Annotated in this window: 15 protein-coding genes and 3 pseudogenes; 8 read left to right on the forward strand and 10 right to left on the reverse strand. The window is 71.8% G+C overall.

What is annotated here, in order from left to right:
- Positions 1-14 precede the first annotated feature (14 nt).
- From ACFZDC_RS07075 to ACFZDC_RS07085, 3 genes and pseudogenes are all read right to left on the reverse strand, one after another.
- The gene (locus tag ACFZDC_RS07075) at positions 15-1,142 is read right to left on the reverse strand and encodes a M24 family metallopeptidase (protein WP_391320973.1); all 1,128 of its coding nucleotides are present in this window, start codon (positions 1,140-1,142) and stop codon (positions 15-17) included.
- A gap of 187 nt (positions 1,143-1,329) precedes the next feature.
- Entirely contained in the window at positions 1,330-1,893 is a 564-nt protein-coding gene (locus ACFZDC_RS07080; protein WP_391320975.1) for a PDZ domain-containing protein, read from the reverse strand.
- 152 nt (positions 1,894-2,045) lie between these two features.
- A pseudogene (locus tag ACFZDC_RS07085) lies at positions 2,046-2,739 on the reverse strand (LysR substrate-binding domain-containing protein); the annotation flags it as partial.
- Between ACFZDC_RS07085 and ACFZDC_RS07090 the strand changes: the two are divergent.
- Positions 2,715-2,981 (forward strand): annotated as a pseudogene (locus tag ACFZDC_RS07090) (hypothetical protein); the annotation flags it as partial. The pseudogenes ACFZDC_RS07085 and ACFZDC_RS07090 sit on opposite strands and share 25 nt — an antisense overlap.
- On the opposite strand, the pseudogene ACFZDC_RS07095 reads toward ACFZDC_RS07090, so the two are convergent.
- Both ACFZDC_RS07095 and cyc2 read right to left on the reverse strand, forming a co-directional pair.
- A pseudogene (locus tag ACFZDC_RS07095) lies at positions 2,969-3,136 on the reverse strand (multicopper oxidase domain-containing protein); the annotation flags it as partial. The pseudogenes ACFZDC_RS07090 and ACFZDC_RS07095 overlap by 13 nt on opposite strands.
- Positions 3,124-5,286 carry a germacradienol/geosmin synthase Cyc2 gene (gene cyc2 / locus ACFZDC_RS07100; protein ID WP_391320977.1) on the reverse strand — a complete coding sequence of 721 codons (2,163 nt, stop codon included), beginning with the start codon at positions 5,284-5,286 and terminating at the stop codon, positions 3,124-3,126. The pseudogene ACFZDC_RS07095 and the gene cyc2, both read right to left, overlap by 13 nt.
- Positions 5,287-5,565: 279 nt before the next feature.
- Between cyc2 and ACFZDC_RS07105 the strand changes: the two genes are divergently transcribed.
- Together ACFZDC_RS07105 and ACFZDC_RS07110 are read left to right on the forward strand one after the other, a co-directional pair.
- A complete protein-coding gene (locus tag ACFZDC_RS07105; protein ID WP_391320979.1) occupies positions 5,566-6,357 on the forward strand; it encodes an alpha/beta fold hydrolase in 792 nt (263 codons plus the stop codon).
- Positions 6,354-7,616, forward strand: a complete 1,263-nt coding sequence (locus ACFZDC_RS07110) for a cytochrome P450 (RefSeq protein ID WP_391320981.1) — start codon at positions 6,354-6,356, stop codon at positions 7,614-7,616. The genes ACFZDC_RS07105 and ACFZDC_RS07110 overlap by 4 nt, the downstream gene beginning before the upstream one ends.
- On the opposite strand, the gene ACFZDC_RS07115 is transcribed toward ACFZDC_RS07110, so the two are convergent.
- Both ACFZDC_RS07115 and ACFZDC_RS07120 read right to left on the reverse strand, forming a co-directional pair.
- Positions 7,593-8,792: an ARMT1-like domain-containing protein gene (locus ACFZDC_RS07115; protein ID WP_391320983.1), complete on the reverse strand. Its 1,200-nt coding sequence runs from the start codon at positions 8,790-8,792 to the stop codon at positions 7,593-7,595. The genes ACFZDC_RS07110 and ACFZDC_RS07115 overlap by 24 nt on opposite strands.
- Before the next feature lie 22 nt (positions 8,793-8,814).
- A complete protein-coding gene (locus ACFZDC_RS07120; RefSeq protein WP_391320985.1) occupies positions 8,815-9,462 on the reverse strand; it encodes a ScbR family autoregulator-binding transcription factor in 648 nt (215 codons plus the stop codon).
- 434 nt (positions 9,463-9,896) lie between these two features.
- On the opposite strand from ACFZDC_RS07120, the gene ACFZDC_RS07125 reads away from it, so the two are divergent.
- Entirely contained in the window at positions 9,897-10,814 is a 918-nt protein-coding gene (locus tag ACFZDC_RS07125) for a lytic polysaccharide monooxygenase (RefSeq protein WP_391320987.1), read from the forward strand.
- A gap of 18 nt (positions 10,815-10,832) precedes the next feature.
- Here ACFZDC_RS07125 and ACFZDC_RS07130 read toward each other — a convergent pair whose 3' ends face one another.
- Positions 10,833-11,486, reverse strand: coding sequence for a Tat pathway signal sequence domain protein (locus ACFZDC_RS07130; RefSeq protein ID WP_391320989.1), 654 nt, complete (start codon positions 11,484-11,486; stop codon positions 10,833-10,835).
- A 748-nt stretch (positions 11,487-12,234) separates the two neighbouring features.
- Here ACFZDC_RS07130 and ACFZDC_RS07135 point away from each other — a divergent pair.
- Together ACFZDC_RS07135 and ACFZDC_RS07140 are read left to right on the forward strand one after the other, a co-directional pair.
- Positions 12,235-12,930 carry a DUF6230 family protein gene (locus tag ACFZDC_RS07135; RefSeq protein WP_391321556.1) on the forward strand — a complete coding sequence of 232 codons (696 nt, stop codon included), beginning with the start codon at positions 12,235-12,237 and terminating at the stop codon, positions 12,928-12,930.
- 4 nt (positions 12,931-12,934) lie between these two features.
- Positions 12,935-13,381: a DUF6114 domain-containing protein gene (locus tag ACFZDC_RS07140; protein WP_391320991.1), complete on the forward strand. Its 447-nt coding sequence runs from the start codon at positions 12,935-12,937 to the stop codon at positions 13,379-13,381.
- Here the strand turns inward: ACFZDC_RS07140 and ACFZDC_RS07145 are convergent.
- Positions 13,356-14,708, reverse strand: a complete 1,353-nt coding sequence (locus tag ACFZDC_RS07145) for a DUF6185 family protein (protein WP_391320993.1) — start codon at positions 14,706-14,708, stop codon at positions 13,356-13,358. The two genes, ACFZDC_RS07140 and ACFZDC_RS07145, sit on opposite strands and share 26 nt — an antisense overlap.
- 278 nt (positions 14,709-14,986) lie before the next feature.
- Positions 14,987-15,946: a glycine betaine ABC transporter substrate-binding protein gene (locus ACFZDC_RS07150; RefSeq protein WP_391320995.1), complete on the reverse strand. Its 960-nt coding sequence runs from the start codon at positions 15,944-15,946 to the stop codon at positions 14,987-14,989.
- 217 nt (positions 15,947-16,163) lie between these two features.
- On the opposite strand from ACFZDC_RS07150, the gene ACFZDC_RS07155 reads away from it, so the two are divergent.
- The gene (locus ACFZDC_RS07155) at positions 16,164-18,560 is read left to right on the forward strand and encodes an ATP-binding protein (RefSeq protein WP_391320997.1); all 2,397 of its coding nucleotides are present in this window, start codon (positions 16,164-16,166) and stop codon (positions 18,558-18,560) included.
- Complete coding sequence (locus tag ACFZDC_RS07160) at positions 18,557-19,033, forward strand: roadblock/LC7 domain-containing protein (protein WP_391320999.1); 477 nt, start codon at positions 18,557-18,559, stop codon at positions 19,031-19,033. The genes ACFZDC_RS07155 and ACFZDC_RS07160 overlap by 4 nt, the downstream gene beginning before the upstream one ends.
- Positions 19,034-19,040: the final 7 nt, after the last annotated feature.

Genomic DNA, 19,040 nt, shown 5'->3' on the forward strand with positions numbered 1-19,040 from the left:
TGTCTCCTGGTCTCTCAGTCCACTATGACCATCTCACGGGTGGTGTCGTTGAGGCGTCGGCCGCCGTCCGCGGTCACCGTGACGATGTCCTCGATGCGCACCCCGAAGCGGCCGGGCAGGTAGATGCCGGGCTCCACGGAGAAGCACATGCCGGGCACCAGGGGCTGTTCCTCGCCCTCGATCATGTACGGCGGCTCGTGCGTGGTGACGCCGATCCCGTGCCCGGTGCGGTGGATGAAGTACTCGCCGTATCCGGCGTCGTTGATCACCGCGCGGGCGGCACGGTCGACCTCCTGACAGGCGACGCCCGGCCGCACGGCCCGAAAGCCCGCCTCCTGGGCGGCGCGCACGATGTCGTGGACCGTGCGCTCCTCCTCGGTCGGCTCGCCCACGTGGACCGTGCGGGTGGTGTCGGAGCCGTACCCGTCCTTGAGGCCGCCGAAGTCGAGGACGACCATGTCGCCCCGCTGGATGACGCGGTCGCCGACCTCGTGGTGCGGGTTGGCCCCGTTGGGGCCCGAGCCGACGATGGTGAAGTCGACCTGGGAGTGCCCGAAGCGGCGCAGCAGGTCGGCGAGGTCGTGGCCGACATCGGACTCGCGGCGCCCGGCGAAGGGAACCTTGCGGATCTCCTCGAACGTCGCGTCGGCGGCCGCTCCGGCGGCTGCCAGGAGTTCCAGTTCGGCCGCGTCCTTGACGGCGCGCAGCATGGGCAGGGCGTCGGTGAGGGAGGCGTAGGAGCTGTCGGGCAGGGTGCGCTGGAGGCCCAGCAGGTGCATCGCCCAGGTGTTGTCGCTGATGCCGAAGCGCCCGCGGTCGTCGAGGAGCGCGGCGGTGACGGCGTAGGGGTCCTTGCCGTCGGTCCAGTCGCGCAGGGTGAGCACGGACGCGCCGACCGAGCGTTCGGCGTCCGGGGCCTCCAGGGTGGGCACGACGAGCACGGGGTCGCGGTCGGGGGTGAGGACCAGCACGGTGAGCCGTTCGGTGACCGCGGTGGGCGTGTAGCCGGCCAGCCACACCATGTCCGGTCCCGGTGCCACGAGGAGTCCGGCGAGGCCGGCGTCGGCGGCGGAGCGCGCGGCGCGCTCCATGCGGGCCCTGTAGTCGTCGGCGGTGAAGGGCGCGGGCGTACTACCGGTCATCCGGGCCTCCGAGCGCGGTCGAGGTGACGGGGCGTAGCGGTCTCGGGCAGCATCCTGCCCGGCCGGACAGGGCGGCGCGAGCCGGTCGCGGAGTCCCGCGGGCGCGGTGTCGAAAGATGCGGCTCGGCACGGGGCCATCATGGCGTGCGGGGCGAGGGACGACCAGCGGGTTTCCTCCGGTGTCCGGTCAGGTCACCACCCCCGGAACGACCGTCAGCTGCTGGTAGCCGCCGCCGCGGTGGCGCACGGTGAGGGTCACCTCCGTTCCGGGGCGGGCGTGGGCGACGGCCCCGGCCAGGTCGGCGGCCGTGTCGACGCGGGCGCTGCCGAACTGCAGCAGGACGTCGCCGCGGACCAGGCCCGCCGTGTAGCCGGGGCCGGGCACGTGGACGCCCACCACCAGGGCGCCCGGCTTCCCGGCGTCCACGGCCTCCACGCCCAGGGTCGCGCCGGTTCGGGCCTCGGCGGGGCTCGAGGACGCGGAGGGGACCGGCTCGGCCGGGGGGCTGGGGGGCGGGGCCTGGTGCCGGAGCTCGGCCGGCCTGCTCATGCCGATCACCGTGGCACCGACCGTGCCGAGTCCGACCCCGGAGAGCACCAGGACGGTGCCGGTGATCAGCCCGAAGAGCAGGATCCTGATCCGCCGGGCGCGCCGGCGCGCGGCGCGCGGGTGCCGGGCGGTGTCGGACGTGCCACTTACCCGCCGCTCCTGACCGGGCATCGGCTTGGGACGCAACGCAGTCTGTTCCATGGTTCGCTCGCCTCCGGCAGGTGCTCTACCCGGCGCACCGGTCCACGACGAGACACGAACGAGTGAGACTGGCCGGAGGGTGGCGGAGGGTAGTCATGGCCGTCGAGGCGGCGTCCTGACGGCCCGCCGTCCGCGGCCGCCCCGACCAGCCCTCACCCGCCGTCCGTCAGTCGCCCGGCCGGCTCGGCTGTCGCTCCCCTCGGCGCACCGCCGCACACCAGTTCGGTGCGGTGGACGACGCGCGGGGCGCCGAGCGGTACGGCGACCGTGCCCGGCACGCCCGTCGCCGTGGAGCAGGGCAGCGGGGTGAGCCCGTGGCCCGCGGCGGCGAGGGCGGTGAGGGTGCGTACGTCTGTTCCCTCGTAGCGCAGGGAGGGGCGGAAGGCGCCGCCGCCGTTGGCGGTGCGCAGGTGGGTCAGCGGCAGGGGCGCGTCGAGCCAGCGGACGTCGGCGAGGTCGGCGAGGCGCAGGCCGGTGCGACCGGCCAGCGGATGGCCGGTGGGCAGCAGGACGCTGACGGGTTCCTCGGCGACGCCGCGCGTGGTCAGCGGTGCCACGTCGGGCAGCCGCAGCGATCGCTGGGGGCGGCGAGGCCGTCGAGCAGGCCGAGGTCGGCGGTGCCGGTGGCGACGGCGGCCGGGATCTCTCGTCCCGGGCGAGGACGCGCAGGGTCACGCCCGCCGCCGGGAGCGCGCGGAGGGCACCGGCGCCGAGGGCGGTCGGTGCGGCGGCGAGGGTCAGGCCGTGCGCCGGCACGGCGGCCATGCGGACGATGTCGGCGCGGGCCGCGTCCAGGCGCAGCAGCAGCGGGCCCGCGTGCCGGCTCGGCGCGCACGGTCGAACGGTACTTCCGCGCGTACGGACCCTCCCGCCGCCTCGACACGCTCCGCGCCCACGGCCTGCGCTTGTCCGGGCACGACGAGGACGGACAGGTCCGGGTGGCCGAACTGCCCGGCCATCCCTTCTTCCCGGCCACCCTGTTCCAGCCGGAGCTGTCCGGTGACGGCTCGCGCCCGCACCCGGTGGTACGGGCGCCGGCGCGAGCCGCGGTCGCGCCCGCGACGCGGGGGGCCGCTCAGCCCGTGTGACCCCCGCCGGGGCCGCCGTGCGCCCCGCCGTGGTCGGACTTCAGGGCCTCGGGCGGCAGGACGACGAAGGGCCGCATCACGCCCATGTCCTCGTGCTCCAGCAGGTGGCAGTGGCAGATGAACCGGCCGTACGCCCAGTCCGTCAGCCCAGGGACAGCGCCGGCGGGGCGGGCGCCCGGTCGGGCAGGAAGCGGTGGGAACGGCGGGCGAGGTGGGCGGCCTTGTAGCGGTCGACCTGCCGGTGCCAGTTCAGGATGCCCGCCAGCCAGTTCTGCAGGTCGAGGACATAGCCGTCCATGGCCGCGCGTGCCTCCTCGGACAGCCGGAAGTCCTCGTACAGAACCGGCAGTTCGTGCGCGATCACGTGCTCGAACTGCCGCATGCGCTGGGTCATCAGGTCGTGGACGACGCCGAGCGCGGTCGGATAGTCGATGCCGAAGAAGTTCTGCACGACGAGGAGGGCGTTGTGGATCTCGCCCTCGTACTCGATCTCCTTCTGGTACGAGAAGACGTCATTGACCAGCCAGGCGTAGTCGATGGCCGCGTTCTCCAGTGAGCGCACCGACCCGCTGCGGTAGACCTCGGGCGGGACAGCGGGTCCGTGGCCCATGCGGCACAGGCCCAGGGTGAGGTCGGAGCCGAAGGTCGAGCGCCGCATCTCCAGGTAGTCCACCGGGTCGGGGACGCGGTTCTGCAACTGGTTGGACAGCTCCCACACCCAGCTCTCGGTCATCTTGTCCACGGCCGCCTTCAGGGTGCCCCGCTGCGCGACGGTCATCTCCGCCGTCGTACGCGCCCACAGGTCGATCAGCGCACGCTCCATGGCGTTGGCGGGGACCACGGCCGGCGCGCCCTCCAGGGCCATGCACTCGGAGAGCCGGGCCGTGGTCAGGCGGGCGGCGGCCAGGTCCCGGCGGTGGCCGTAGACCAGGGGGTAGTAATCGTCGCCGTACGTGCCCCAGGCAAGCCACTGCGCGCTGAGGTCGAGGGCTTCGGGGGTGGCGTCCGGGTCCAGGCCTGCGGAGCACAGGGCGAGGTCGCAGGCGGCGAGCTTGTCCTCGTCCCAGACGCCCTCCTGAAGGAGGCCCAGGCCGTGCGACCACGTGACGAGGTTGCGGCGGGCGGTGTCAAGGTGTGGGCTCAGGGCGAGGGCGAAGGGCATGGGGAAGTCGGGCAGCAGGGACGGGCCGACCTTCTGGAACGGCAGGTGGGAGTAGGCGCGCAGGCGTTCGGCGGCGGCCGAGGCGAGCAGGGCGCCGACATCGGCGGCAAAGCTGCCGGGCCCGCTCGGGATCTGCCAGGGCGAGCTGGAACGCGCGCCCTTGTTCATGTAGCGGCTGGAGCGCAGGTGCCACTCGTGACCACCGGACTGCCAGTCCTGGAGCCCCTTGGTGTAGGCGGCCACCGCGGCCACCTCGTCGGGCCTCAGCCCCTTCTCCATGGCGACGGCGGGCACTTCCGTGAGCGCGGTGTGTTCGAACTGGTGCAGGCGCGAGGTGAGGATGTCGTTGACGGTCTCGGCGGCCTCCTGGGTGGTGCAGCCGAAGAAGGTCTCCAGTACGAGCACGCCGTTGCTGTTCTCGCCCTCGTCCTCGACCTCCCGCTGGTAGGAGAAGAGGTCGTTGCGCAGGTGGACCCCGTCGGCGAACGTCTCCATGAGCACCCTGAGCGGCCGGGTCCCGGCGACGGCCGCGGGCACCTCCGCGGTCGCGTACTCCACGAGCCCCGCCGACCAGGGGGCGCCGCCCACCTTGCGGCGCATCTCGATGTATTCGACCGGGTTGGCGATACGCCCCTCGTTGATGTTGGACAGCTCCCACATGGACTCGTTGAGCAGGTGCTCGGTGGCGACGGAGAAGCGCCGGCGCCAGTCGACGGACATCGACGGCACCGTGCGCGCCCACAGGTCGGCGAGACCCGCCTCGACCGGGTTCCCCGGCTCCGGCACGGGGGTTGCGAGGTCCAGCGGCATGAACAGCGGCAGTCGGTCCAGGTGGGCCTTTCCTGCGGCGCGGTCCTGGGTGCGCTTGTACCTGTCGAGGAAGTGGTCGTCGAAGAAGAACACCCAGACGTACCAGTCGGTGATCAGCGAGAGGGCCGATCCGTCGCAGTCGGGGTGGGTGTAGGCGCAGAGGAGCCCGTAGTCGTGTGCCTCCAGGTCGGCCTGCTCCCAGATCCCGGAGCCCTCCAGCATGCCCATCCCGCGCGCCCACGCCGTCGAGTGGGCACGCGCCTCGTCGACATGGGGGTTGAGCCACGCGGGATACGGCATGTAGAAGTGCGGGAGTTCGAACGGCTGCGTCATGGCGGGGCCCTACCCGGGGCCGGAAAGGGGCATCCGCCGCGCACGGCTTGATCACACCATCGCGTGAACCGCCCTGGGAGCGGGGAACTTCGATGGAGTGCTGTGGCGTTGGCACTGTGGCATTGGCCGACGCGACCGGCGGCACCGGCTGCGGCCCCGGTCAGTGGACGAAGGCGACGGCATGCGCCTCGCAGTGGCACCGGCGCAACCCCGTGGCGCCCCCCGGTATGCCCCGTCCGCACCCTTGCCGAGCCCCCGCGCGGGGGCCACGGTAGGCGCATGACCTCCTTCGTGCTGCCCCATGAGGTGCACGGCGACGGCGCCCACAAGGTGTTCGCCGTGCACGGCTGGTTCGCCGACCGGTCCGCGTACGCTGCCGTCCTGCCGGATCTCGACCGCACCTCCTTCACCTACGCGCTGGTCGACCTGCGCGGCTACGGCGAGGCACGGGACGCCGTGGGCTCGTACACGACGACCGAGGCGGCCGTGGACCTGGTGGAACTGGCCGACCGGCTGGGCTGGGAGCGGTTCTCGGTGATCGGGCACTCCATGGGCGGCGCGGTGGCGCAACGGCTGCTGTCGGTCGCACCGCACCGGCTGCGCCGGATCGTCGGCGTCTCCCCCGTGCCCGCCTCGGGGCTGGAGCTGCCCGGCGAGCAGGGCGTGCTGTTCGCGGACGCGGCGCACCGGCCGGAGAACCGGCGCGCGATCATCGACTTCACCACCGGCAGCCGCCGCCCCTCGGCGTGGCTCGACCGGATGGTGGACCGCTCGCTGGAGCGCAGCGCCCCGAAGGCGTTCCGGGCCTGGCTCGACTCCTGGGCGGGTGACGACTTCCGCGCCGACGTCGAGGGCTCGGAGGTGCCCGCGCTGGCCGTGGCGGGGGAACTCGATCCGGCGTTGTCACTGGCGCTGCTGCGCGACACATGGATGTCCTGGTATCCGCGCGCCCGGCTCGCCGCCCTGCCGTGCGCCGGGCACTACGCCATGGACGAGACTCCGTTGGAGCTGATCCGCACGGTGGAGGACTTCCTGCGGGCTGAGACCACCGACGAGGGCGAGCCGGCGTGAGCCTGCGCGAGGCCCCGCCGGTGCCGGACGTCTTCGACCCGCGCCGGTACGCGTCCGGGGTGCCGTACGCCGACTACCGCGTACTGCGCGACCACCACCCGGTGGCCTGGCAGGACGAGCCGGAGGTGCTGGGCTGGCCGGCCGGGCCGGGGTTCTGGGCGGTGACCCGGCACGCCGACGTGGTCCGCGTGCTCAAGGACTCGGCGACGTACTCCTCGTACGCCGGCGCGACTCAGATCCGCGACCCCGACCCCGACGACCTGCCGTTCATCCGGCGGATGATGCTCAATCAGGATCCGCCCCGGCACGGCCGCCTGCGCCGGCTGGTGAGCCGTGCCTTCACTCCCGGGCGCGTCGACCGGTTCGCGGCCATCGCCCGCGAGCGGGCCCGCACCCTGCTCGTCCGGGCGCTGGACGAGGCCCGGTCGGGCGACGGCACGGTCGACCTGGTGGACATGGTCACCGACGAGTACGCCCTGCTCAATCTGGCCGATCTGCTGGGGGTGCCGCAGAGCGACCGGCGGCTGCTGCTGCACTGGACGCAGCGGGTCATCGGCTACCAGGATCCCGACGAGGCCGGTACTCCGGTGCTGGACGAGGCGGGCAAGCCGGTCAATCCGCGTTCGCCCGCGATGTTGCGGGACATGTTCGCCTACGCCCGGCAGCTGACCGCACACAAGCGACGGTGTCCCGCCGACGACATTCTGACGACGCTCGCCCACGACGCGGAACTCGCCGATGCCGAGCTGGAGATGTTCTTCTTCCTGCTCACCGTCGCCGGCAACGACACCGTGCGCAGCGCGGCCCCCGGAGGCCTGCTGGCCCTGGCCGAGCATCCGGAGGCGTACGAGCTGCTGCGCGCCGGAAAGGCCGGAGTATCCCGCGCGGTGGACGAGTTGCTGCGCTGGCATCCGCCGGTGCTCACCTTCCGCCGGACGGCCGTGGAGGACACCGAGCTGGCGGGCCGCCGGATCCGGGCGGGCGACAAGGTCGTGGTGTTCTACGCCTCGGCCAACCGTGACGAACGGGTCTTCGCCGAGCCCGACCGGCTCGACCTCGACCGTGCGCCCAACCCGCACGTGTCCTTCGGGGACGGTCCCCACGTGTGCCTGGGCGCCCACTTCGCCCGCTTGCAACTGCGGCTGTTCCACGAGGAGGTGCTGCGCGTACTGCCCGGCCCGCGAGTCGCGGGGGCCGCCGGGCGCCTCGTGTCCAACTTCATCAACGGCCTCACCTCACTTCCGCTGTGCGTGACGTGAGGCGTTGACCTGGATCAGGGCGTGTGTGCCGCCGGTGCGCCAGCGCCGGCCCTCCGCGGCGACCAGGGCGGCCTCGGTGGCCGGCGTCAGGCCGGTGATCACGTCGGACTTCAGGGTGCGCAGGGCGGCGACCGGCCCCGGGAAGTAGGCGGTGACCTGGTCGAAGGGCGTGGTGGGCGGCCACAGCCGGTCGCCCACCAGGCGGCGGTAGTTGAGGTCGCCCTTGACGATGGTCAGCGTGGCCGCGGCGAAATCGGTGCGCAGGTCGTCCGGCAGGTCGGCGTACGGCAGGGGGGCGCACGAGAACGGGTGGGCACGTACCGTCAGGCGGCCGTCGGCCATGGCCGTCCAGAGCAGGCGCCCGTACCCGGCGGCCGCGCCCGGTGCCGCGACGAGGCGCCGCAGGGCGTCGACCACGTCGGCGGTGGTGGCGTCGGAGACGTAGTACGGGTACGGCTTGACGTGCAGAACCGCCCGGCCGATCCGCCCCTCGGCGAGGAGATGGGCGATCAGAAGCAGGTCGGGGACGAGTTCGCGGCCCGCGTTGTCCGCGACCAGGACGAGCGCGCCCATGCCGGAGGGCGGCAGCAGTGACCACAGGGCCTCGCTGTCGTCGGCGACCAGAGCGGGGGCCGGTTCGGCGGCCTCGGTGCCCGTGGCGGACAGGCGGAAGCCGAGGTCGGCGCGGTTGCCCCAGAGCGAGCCGTGCAGCAGGGCGCGGGCCCGCTCCCGCTCCGGCCGGTCCTGGAGGGCGTCGAGCGCGGCCAGTTCGCCATCGGTCTCCGGGGCGTCCAGTTCCGCACGCTTGAACGGGCGGAAGGGGTCGATGCCCTGCCAGGCGCCCGGACCGAAGTGGCCTACGGCGTCGAGCAGCCGGCGGTAGAAGTAGCTTTCGGACCACAGCCACGGCACGTCGAACCAGGAGCGTCCGACATGGTCGTCCAGCCCCCAGGCGTGCCACCGCTCCCGGTCGACCGCGTCCCCGGGCAGCGGTTCGATCACACCTTCGGTGCAGCTCTTCAGCAGCTCGTCCAGCGCTCGGTGCTGCCCGGGGCCGTACGGGAAGGCCTCGCGCACCTGCCGGATGATCGCGGGGTGTCGCTCGGCCAGCACGCTGTGCGGGAACGAGCCGGGTTCGTCCCCGAGAATCACGGGCGCGGAGGGGGTGTCGGGCATGTCCGTCACCGTATCGCGCGGGTCAGCAGGTTCTGATCTCCCGCTCCAGTTGCGTGGCGAGGGCCAGATAGCGGGGACGGCGGTGCACCGGCACCAGTCCCCGGATCATGAGGTGCCACATCTCGGCGACCCTGCGGGGCAGCCGGCCGACCGGCTCGATGGAGCGGCCGGCGACCCGGGTGCCGACGAAGAAGCAGACGAGGGAATGGGCGACGACATCGGGGTCGGTCTCGGGGTGCACATCGGCCTCCTTGACGGCTCCGCCGAACTTTCGGGTGGCGAATTCCAGCCACTCGGTGAACGGGTGCCTCAACGGCGGTCGTACGACGACGTCCGCGGTGGCGAGGCGGAGCCCGGCGCGCGGCACCGGGTCCTCCACGGCCAGCCGGGCGACGGCGAACGTGCTGCGCATCAGTGCCTCGAGCGAGGAGTATCCCCGGCCCTCGACATCGGCCACCACCTGCTGTGACGCCCTGGCCTGGAGTTCCAGGATGGCGTGGGCCAGGTCCTCCTTGGCGGCGAAGTGGAAGTACAGCGCCCCTTTGGTGACCTGCGCGTGGCCCACGATGTCGCTCAGGCTGGTGGACTCGTAGCCCTGCCGGTCGAAGAGATCGGCAGCGGCCGTGATGATCGTCGTCCGGGTCTGCTCAGCGCGTAACTGCCTCGCCATCGACTGATCCCTCCTCGCGGCTCTTACGAACGGGACACGCGGTTTGTTTTGACTCCACGCATACGATAACTCACCAAGTGGCAAAGAGAGTCGGGGGGTCGGGCTCGGAAATCCGAAGCCCACCACTCGCCCGCACGAGAGAAGTGCCGGCTCTGCCCTTTCGCAAACAGATGACCGCAGAAGACGTTGCCTCCACCGCCCGTTGCCGTTTCCGGAAGCCAAGAGGCGGCAGCCGTCCGGCCCTTGGCCGCCTCGGAGCCAGGCACCGGGCACGCCTCTCGCGCAAGCCTTGAGGAAGCCGCCAAAACCGCCTGACCGGTTGGTGCCGCGCGTCGGGCGATCCCGGAGCTGCCGGGCGACTGAACGCCGGGGACGTGTGGCCCGTACTGGACGCAGCAGACCCGTTCCCGCGCCCGCCCGAGGAGACGCCCCGGATGACTCGGATGACCGCCCGCCTGAGCGCCACGGCGTCCGCCGCGGCAGCCTCGCTCCTGCTCCTGACATGGGCGGCGGGACCTGCCCAGGCGCACGGCGCCCCCACGGACCCGGTGAGCCGGGTGTACGCCTGCTCGCCCGAGGGCGGCACCGCGAACCGCTCGGCCGCCTGCCGAGCGGCGATCGCCGCGAACGGCGCCCCCTTCACCGCATGGGACAACCTGCGCGTGTCGGGGGTGGCCGGCCGGGACCGGCAGGTGATTCCGGACGGCAGGCTGTGCAGCGGAAACCTGCCCGCCTACCGGGGACTCGATCTGGCCCGGCGGGACTGGCCGGCGACCCGGCTGACCCCGGGCGGCCGGCTGACGATGACGTACGCCTCGACGATCGCGCACACCGGCACGTTCCGGCTGTACCTCACCAAGCCCGGCTACGACCCGGCGAAGCCGCTGAAGTGGTCCGACCTGCCCACGCGCCCCTTCGCCGAGGTCACGGACCCACCGCTGACGAACGGGGCCTACCACATCGGGGCGGCCCTGCCGAAGGACCGGACGGGTCGTCAGGTGCTGTACACGATCTGGCAGAACAGCAGCACGCCGGACACGTACTACTCGTGTTCCGACGTGGAGTTCCCGCGGACGGGTGCGGCCAGGCCCGCCAGGACGGCAGCCGCCTCGCACGCACCGGCGAGTCCGCGGCCCGCACGGACGGCCACCGCGCGGCCCTCGACGGGGAGCCCGACCGCCGCCGAGAAGAAGAGCGGCTCGGCGGCGACGGCCACCGGGGACAGCACGCCGGTGGCCGAGGCCACCCGTGCGGACACGGGCCCCTCGGCACCCCTGCTGGCGGGCGGCGCCGCCGCGGTGCTGGTGCTCACCGGGGGCGCCACCCTGGTTTTGCGCCTGAGGCGGCGCTGAATTCACCTTTAGCGCAGGTCAGTTCACGTAGACCTGGGCGCCCGCGTCGGTCACGGGGGCGTACTTGGCGGTGAAGTATCCGCTGGCGAAGCACAGCGACGAACCGGAGGTCTTGGTGAACTGCTGGTTGGTGAAGGTGATGCTGCTGTCGCTGTTGTCGGCCTTGCCGGTCAGGCTCGGCGCCTGGTAGACGCAGGTGATGGTGCCCAGCAGGGTACGCAGCTTGACCGTGGTCTGGATCGTGGAGCCGTCGGCCGGCGAAACGGTGAGGGTGCCGTCGGAGGCGACCGTCGCGGTGTAGGGCAGGTGGTCGACGGTGATGCCGCTGACGCCGAGCACACCGGCCACGTTGCTGGCGCAGCTGCCGCTGTCGAAGGTGTGCCCGGTGACCGACTCTGTGGCCGTGCCGGGAGCGGTCGGGTTGCCCGTGACCGCGGCGGCGAACTGCGACGACGTGCAGGTGACCCCGCTGGTGCCGGTCGCGCTGGAGTAGAGCGTGGCGGAGGTGCCACTGGCCAGCGGCGCGCTCAGGGTGTCGCCGACCGCGGCGGCGGTGCCACCGGTGCTGCCCGTCGTCAGGACGGCGGTTCCGTCCGCGGAGGCGGGGACGGCCGCGGCGACGGTCAGCACGGTGACGGTTCCGGCGAGGGCGAGCATGGATCGGGTACGCATGCGGGTGCCTCTTTCCTGAGGTGGGGGGACAACACGGGGTGAGGTGGGGGGAATTGGTCGGATAGGGGGCGGCCATGCGGGGGTTGGCGATGTGGGGGGTGGCCGGGGTTGGGGGGTGGCCAGGGTGGGGGGTGGCGATGTGGGGCGGCGCTGCGGGGGAAGCGGGGGTGACGCGGTAGCGGTGCCGGAGGCGCCGCCGGCGCCGGTCCGTGACGCCTTCTCCGTACGCGGCGGACCGGCGACGGCGGCCGGCCGGGCGCCGGTCGAAGGCCTCGGGGGAAGGCCTCCGACCGGGTCGGCCAGGGGGCGGCCGGGCACGGACCGAGAGGGGAAGCGACCGTGCCGGTGCCGCACTGGTGGCGGAGCGGTTACCTGAGAAAGGCCGGGAAAGCGGCCATGCCGCTCGGCGGATCCGGCGCCACGGATCCGGGGGAACCAGGGAGAGTTGTAGACCTGATCAACCATCAACGTCAAGGCGTAGTAAGGGAGTTGCTGTTCAGGGCCCGTCCGGATACCGCTTGCCGGCCGCACTCGCGGGCGTCCGCGCACATCCGACACCCTTTTTTCACAACTCCCTTGACCCTTCAAAATAACCGGCGGTAACTTCCTCGAAGGCTACTGCCGCGTAACGAGAAAGCCCTTGCATCCACCGGGAGTGCGAGGAGACGTGCGCGGCAGCCGCCGTCCGCGCCAGGACACTGCGCCACTGAAGCCCACCCCGCATTGATCTATGCCCATGGGAGCAGACATGGCCTCGTCCCCGGACCTCTCGTCCGCCGACAACACCCCCGAGAACCCGGAAAGCGGTTCCCCCTCCGAAGCTCCAACCACGTCCGGGGCCGCCGCCGGCGAGAGACGGGGCCGGGTGCGACTGCGCAGGGCCGCGGTCATGGCGGTGCCCGCCACCCTGGTCGCCGCGGGCCTCGCGATCCTCACCGCGCAGGGGGCGCTGGGTGCGCAGTTCGCGATCTCGGGCATGCCGTTCACGGTCACGGCCACGGAACTCAACGGCACCGGGTTCGAGCAGTTCGGCGGGCTCGACACCATGGCGGACGGCAGCCCGAACGCCGGGGACACCGGCGGTCAGGTGCTCGTCGTCACCTCCGCCATCAAGAACGCCACGCTCACCAGGCTGTGCCAGAGCGTCGACCTCGGCGGTACCAATCTGCTCATCACCGCGGGCGGTGGCGAGCAGAAGGTGCGGGCGAGCGATCTCACCACCGACTCGACCGAGCTGTCGGGTGACGCGGCGTTCGGCAACATCGAGATCGGCAACGACGCCAGCACGCTCACCAAGGCCAACGCGAAGGGCCCGATCGGCGTCTTCAGCCAGCAGGCCGACACCGTCCACATCGACAACCTGCGGCAGACCAACTACGCGACCACGGCTGGCGTGTTCAAGCTGCCCGGACTCAAGCTCCGCTTCAGCGAATCGGGTTGCTGATCCGATGCGGGAGCGTCCACGTCGGGGACGGAGGCCTGCCTTCCGCGGATGGCGGGCCCGCCGACCGTTCTGGGGCGGGCTGCTGTTGGCTCTCGGCGGCGGCGAGATCCTGCTCACCGAGAAGGCCTCGCTGAAGGTCGTGATGCACATCGGCATGCAGGGCCTGGCCGGCTATCTGCTGCCGACCCTCATGGTGCTGCTGGGTCTGCTGATCCTCTTCAACCCCGGCCAGCGCCTCTTCTACTCCTTCACCGGCATCCTGATCTCCCTCGGGACCTGGCTCACCTCGAACCTGGGCGGCTTCCTCATCGGCCTCCTCCTCGGCGCCACCGGCAGCTGCCTCACCTTCGGCTGGCTCCCCGACCAGGAGCCCCGGGTGAGCCGCCGCAGACGCCGCAAGCAGGAACGGACCGCGGCGGCAACGGCTATCGAGAGGGAGGCGGTGCCGTAGGGCCGCCGCCTTCCCGAAGTGCCTTCCAGATGGTCGCAAGAGCCACGATCTGCGCCAGGAAGAACGCCACCGAGGCAATACGCATCTGATAGATGTACATGATCAGGCTGGCGCTGGTGGGCCAGTACCGCCGGTCGCTCTGGAACGTCTGTACATCCATGATCATGCCGCTGAACGTCAGCACCGACGTGAAGGTGGCCATAGTGGCGATCACCCCCTGAACGTTCTGACCGCCGAGCTCGCCAAGGACCCAGTGAACGCAGATGGGAATCGCGAAGAGGACGGCCACATAAAATGCCTTCGTCGGCCCGTGACGACCGGGAAGGGCGCGCCACAGTGCTCCCAGGAAAAATCCACCGATCACCCAGGTCGCCGCCGACCACGGGACGAGACTCAGACTGGCGGACAGCACGCCGGTGTGCGCGCCAAGTTGGAGCTGGAGCACGACCACCGTCGTCATGCCGCTCGTCACCGCGAAGAACGCGGTCGAGGCGACGAGCGCGGCGGGGAATCCCCGGTGCGTGAACAGGCTCGGCTCGAGCAACGGGCTCGCCGACCGGCGCTGGTGCCGGGCGAAGGCGGCGAGGACGAGGAGTCCGCAGGCGATCGACGTCCATTGCCGCGCATGGAGTGCGGTGATGTCCGCGCCGATCAGGGGCTGGACGAGGAGCCCGGTGCCGGCTGCCGCGAGCGCCGTACCGGTCCGGTCGAGGGTCGGGCGGTGCGGGGCCCGGTTCTCGAGCAGCTTCGGGGAGAGGGCCAGGACGACCGCGGACAGGGGCACGTTCAGCAGGAACGCGGCTCGCCAGGACGAGCCGAGGATGTCGGCGTGGGTCAGCACACCGCCGAGCACGGGCCCGCAGACGGCGGCGAGGCCCATCACGGGACCGATACCGCCCAACGCCTTCGCCGTCTCCTCTGCCGGAAACATCGCCTTGATCAGCCCGATGGTCTGCGGAATGATCATCGCCGCGGCCGGGCCCTGCACCGCGCGGAAGGCGATCAGCAGGCCCGCCGTCGGCGCCAGGGCACAGGCCACGGACGCCGCCGTGAAGACCGCGACACCGAGGACGAACAGGCGGCGCCGGCCCACCGTGTCGCCGAGCCGCCCGCCGGTGATCAGCAGCACCGCGAACGGCAGGGTGTACGCGGTGCTGAACCACTGCACGTCGGACACCGGCCCGCCGAGATCGGCATGGACGGTGGGCGCGGCCACCTGTACGACGGTCGCGTCCAGCAGGTTCATCGCCTCGCCCAGCAAGAGGGCGGCCAGGGCCGGCCGGCGCCATCGATAGGCCTCGGCGGGCAGCACGCGTTCGGTGGTCATGGGAGTCCTCTCGCACTCGGCAACACCGGCCCGGGACCGGGGCGGTCACGGGTCAGCGTGGGAGCGCGGGTGAGGTGAGCTCCAACCAGGCGGGAAAGGATGCGGATTTCTTCCGTCACACCCGTCGGCCGTGCGGAATACTCACGCGCCGCCGAAGGCGGGTCTGCGGCGGCCGCGAGAGTGAGGGCGGCTCGGTCCGTGCAGCACGACGCGGGTGTCCCCGGCCTCCGGGGGCACCCGCGTCGTCGTGTTCGCGGTCGCGTCCGCGCCGCGGTCGGTCAGCCGAGACCTGCGGACTTCAGCCAGGCCTTGGCGACGTCCAGCGGGTCCTTGTTCTGCGACTGCACCTGGGTGTCCAGGTCCAGCAGCGTGGTCGTGTCCAGCTTGGCGGAGACGGCGTTGAGCGCGTCGACGCCCTTCTGCGACAGGGCGCTCTTGTGGACGAGCGGCTGGACGTTCTCGAAGCCGAAGAGGTTCTTCGGGTCCTGCAGGACGACGAACTTCTCCTTGGATATGGCCGGGGCCGTGGTGAAGATGTCCGCGGCCTGCACGGCGTTCTTCTTCAGCGCCGCCTGGGTGAGCGGACCGCCCGCGTCCAGCGCCTTGAAGGACTTGAACTCCAGGCCGTACACGGACTTCAGGCCGACCAGGCCCTGCTGTCGGGTCTGGAACTCCGGCGAGGCGCCGATGACCAGGTCCTTGGCGACGTCCTTCAGGTCGGCGATGGAGGACTTCTCGGTGAGCTTGTACTTCTTCGCGGTGGCCGCGTTGACCGTGACGGAGTCCTTGTTCTGCGCGGGCGAGGGCTTCAGCAGGGTCAGCTTCGAGGCCAGCTTGGCCTCGATGGCGGAGGTGGTGGTCTCGACGGTCTTCGGCGCGGCCTTCGGGTCGAGGTAGGCCAGCAGCGCGCCGCTGTACTCGGGCAGGACCGAGATGGACCCGTTCTTGAGCAGACCGTAGGTGGTCTCGCGGCTGCCGATGTTCGGCTTGTAAGTGACCTTGATTCCCTTGGCCTTGAGGGCCTCGCCGTAGATGTCCGCGAGCAGGATGCTCTCGGCGAAGTTGTTGGAGCCGACGACGACGCTGTCGCCGCTCGCCTTGCTGTCCGAAAGGGGGTTGCCGCCCTTGTCGTCGGAGGAGTTACAGCCCGCCAGCAGGGCCGTCGCCGCCGCGAGGGCGACCGCCGCCGCGCCTCGGTTCCTCCGGATGGGCCTGCTGATGCGGTTGTTGGAAGTCACCCACTGATCCAATCCAGCCGCTTCTTCGCCAGTCAAGTGCCTCCAGGTCACGATTGTTGTCGAACCGCGCTCAGTTGGAAGCGTCTCGTAACGGATTCTTGACAAAGAGCGAACTGATCGGTGATTCAAGGAGACGATAGTCTCACGGCAGTTGATATCGGTCACAGCGGTGCACGGGGCCCGCTTCCGCCGTAAAGCACCCCACGAAGGAGGCCCGGTGTCCACGAACCAGGTGGACGCGCCCGCCCGGCAGGCCCCGGTACGCGGCGGTGCACGGGGCTTCGCCGACCGCTGGCCCTTCCGGCGCAAGCTCAACCTGCTCGTCGGCATCCCGCTCGCCGTCATCGCCGTCCTGCTGGGGTACCTCGTCACCGACCTGGCCGAGCAGTCGGACAGCGCCGAGTCGGCGGCCCGGATGGTGCGGGACAGCGCGCAGGTGGCCCGGCTGGTGGACCGTGTGGAGGCCGAGCACCAGCAGGCGGTCCTGCTGTCCGCACGCTTCGAGTCCGGCGACTCCAGGCCCTCGCTCGCCGCCTACCGCGCGGCGCAGGACGCGGTGGACGCCCAGGCCAGGCAGGTGCGCGACACCTTCGGCGACCGGCTGCCGGATGCGGGGGCAGGGGCCCTCAAGGACATCGCCGGCCTGTCCAGCCTGCGCCAGCGCGTCGAGCGCGGCTATCTGCCGGCCGACGACATCGACCCCGCCTACACGAATGCGGCGGGCGGCCTCATCGACGGTCTCGGGCTCGACCGCAACACCACCCTCGCGTCGACCTTCACCGGCAACCTGCTGGACTCCCTGCTGCGCGCGGACGCCGCCCACGGCGCCTTCGAGACCAACGTGTTCTCGGCGACCACCGGGGACACCAACGCGCTGATCGAGTTCACCAACGCGGTCGGCTCCCACGACCTGTACCGCCACCAGAGCGACCGCTTCTCCCGGTTCGCCACCGAGCGCCAGGCGCGGCAGCTGGCCGGCATCGACCGCTCTCCCGCCCAGCAGAAGATCGCGGAGTCGTTCGCCGAGCTGCAGATCGATCCCACGCGACTGCAGGCCGGGTCGCGCGACCAGATCCGCCGGGCGGTCCAGGACGCGCTGGCCGACTACCCGGACTACCCCGACCAGGCCGCCGCCCGGCTGAGCATCACCACCTCGCTGATCGGCCAGATCGCCGACCGCGCCGACCACGCCGCCGCCTCCGCCCAGTGGCGCGCCGACCTGCTGCTGTACGGCGCGTTGACCGGCTTCGCGCTGTGGATCGCCTTCGCGGTGCTGGTGCGCCGCTCGGTGGTCCGGCCCGTGCAGGCGCTCACCGCGGCCGCCCGGGAGGTCGAAGAGGTGGCCGGGCGCGAGCTGGCCCGGGTGGCCGACGACGACGCCGAGGACGACGGTCCGCCCCGGCTGCGGGACATGCCGGTCACCGCACGCGACGAGATCGGCGACCTGGCCGAGGCCTTCAACCGGGTGCAGACCACCGCCGCGGCGTTGCTCGCCCGCCAGGTGCTCAGCCGCCGCAACACCGCCGAGATGTTCGGCAACGTCGGCCGCCGGGTCAGCAACCTGACCACACGCCAACTCGCGCTGATCGACGCCGTGGAGCGCGGCGAGACCGACCCGGCGCTGCTCGAGCGGCTCTACTCCATCGACCACATCGCCGTACGCCTGCGCCGCAACGCCGACAGCCTGATGCTGCTGGCGGGCATCCGGGAGACGGCGCTGGACGGCGGGCCCACGCCGCTCAGCAACGTCGTACGGGCCGCGCTCGGGCAGATCGAGGGCTACCAGCGGGTCCGGCTGTACGCCGCCTCGGACACCATGGTCGAGCCGGACATCATCGGCGACCTCACGCTGATGACGGCCGAACTCCTGGAGAACGCGGTGTCGTTCTCGCCCGAGGGCAGCCCGGTGGAGGTGACCGTCCGCTCCGGCGCCGAGGGGGCCCACGTCGTGGTCACCGACCACGGTCTCGGCATGAGCGCCGAGCGGCTCGCCGAGGAGAACGCCCGACTGATCCGCCGCGAACGACTGGACCTGGTGCCGACGAAGGTGCTGGGCCTGTTCGTGGTGGGCGCGCTGGCCCGCCGCTGGGAGATCGGGGTCGAGCTGACCCGGACACCGGGCGGCGGTGTGACGGCGGAGGTGACCCTCCCGGCCTCGCTGCTGCTGACGTCGAGCCCGGTGACCGAGCCGCCCGCGAGCCCGCTCGCCGTGGCACCGGCGAACGCCGAGGCCCCCACCGGACCGGTACCGTCCGACTCCGCCGTCGAGAAGGCCGAACCCACCGGTGAGCTGCCCCGCCGCCTGCCCCGCCGGGAACCCGGGGCCACCGACGCCGCGCAGTCGCAGCTCGTCTCCCCCGGCACCGGTCGCCCCCTGCGCCGCAGGGTCCGCGGGGCCACCCTCCGTACGACCGCCGGAGCCGCACAGGCCGTGCCGCAGACGGCCCGCACCCGGGACGCGGAGGCGGAGCGCAGCGCGCTGGACGAGTTCGAGGCGGCGGTGGCACGCGCCCACCGGGACAGCGAGACCGGACACGCGCGACCGCGCCTCGAGAGCACGACGACGACCCCACCGCACGACCAGAACCACCTTCCGGAAGGAGCCGAGCAGTGAGCACGTCGACAGGTGACACCCCGACGGACGGCACCGCGCCGACCGACCTGCAGGCAGCTGCGGCCGACTTCACCTGGCTGCTGAACCGATTCGCGACCGAGACCGCGGGCGTCGTCGACGCGATCGCCGTCTCCTCCGACGGGCTGCTGATCGCCGTGTCGGAGCTGCGCGAGCACGCCCACTCCGAGCGGCTCGCCGCGATCGTCTCGGGCATCACCAGCCTGGCCGCCGGTGCCTCCGGCAACTACGGCCTGGGCGGCCTCAACAAGGTCATCATCGATCTGGAAGGCGGCCATGTCATCGTCTCCGCGATCGGCAGCGGCGCCGTCCTCGGCGTGGTCGCCGACAAGGACGCCAAGCTCGGCAACATCGCCTACGAGATGACGCTGTTCGCCAACCGCGCCGGTGCCGCGCTCAGCCCGCAGCTCGTGCTGGAGCTGAAGAACAGCGTCGGCGCCGCGTCCGCACACTGAGGAGGAG

The sequence above is a fragment of the Streptomyces sp. NPDC007905 genome (genome assembly GCF_042959345.1).
Lineage (GTDB): Bacteria > Actinomycetota > Actinomycetes > Streptomycetales > Streptomycetaceae > Streptomyces.

What these genes read in the sequence shown, in the direction of transcription:
- ACFZDC_RS07075 (WP_391320973.1), bottom strand. Translation starts at nt 1,142, where the DNA reads ATGACCGGTAGTACGCCCGCGCCCTTCACCGCCGACGACTACAGGGCC.
- ACFZDC_RS07080 (WP_391320975.1), bottom strand. Translation starts at nt 1,893, where the DNA reads ATGGAACAGACTGCGTTGCGTCCCAAGCCGATGCCCGGTCAGGAGCGG.
- cyc2 (WP_391320977.1), bottom strand. Translation starts at nt 5,286, where the DNA reads ATGACGCAGCCGTTCGAACTCCCGCACTTCTACATGCCGTATCCCGCG.
- ACFZDC_RS07105 (WP_391320979.1), top strand. Translation starts at nt 5,566, where the DNA reads ATGACCTCCTTCGTGCTGCCCCATGAGGTGCACGGCGACGGCGCCCAC.
- ACFZDC_RS07115 (WP_391320983.1), bottom strand. Translation starts at nt 8,792, where the DNA reads ATGCCCGACACCCCCTCCGCGCCCGTGATTCTCGGGGACGAACCCGGC.
- ACFZDC_RS07120 (WP_391320985.1), bottom strand. Translation starts at nt 9,462, where the DNA reads ATGGCGAGGCAGTTACGCGCTGAGCAGACCCGGACGACGATCATCACG.
- ACFZDC_RS07125 (WP_391320987.1), top strand. Translation starts at nt 9,897, where the DNA reads ATGACTCGGATGACCGCCCGCCTGAGCGCCACGGCGTCCGCCGCGGCA.
- ACFZDC_RS07130 (WP_391320989.1), bottom strand. Translation starts at nt 11,486, where the DNA reads ATGCGTACCCGATCCATGCTCGCCCTCGCCGGAACCGTCACCGTGCTG.
- ACFZDC_RS07135 (WP_391321556.1), top strand. Translation starts at nt 12,235, where the DNA reads ATGGCCTCGTCCCCGGACCTCTCGTCCGCCGACAACACCCCCGAGAAC.
- ACFZDC_RS07140 (WP_391320991.1), top strand. Translation starts at nt 12,935, where the DNA reads ATGCGGGAGCGTCCACGTCGGGGACGGAGGCCTGCCTTCCGCGGATGG.
- ACFZDC_RS07145 (WP_391320993.1), bottom strand. Translation starts at nt 14,708, where the DNA reads ATGACCACCGAACGCGTGCTGCCCGCCGAGGCCTATCGATGGCGCCGG.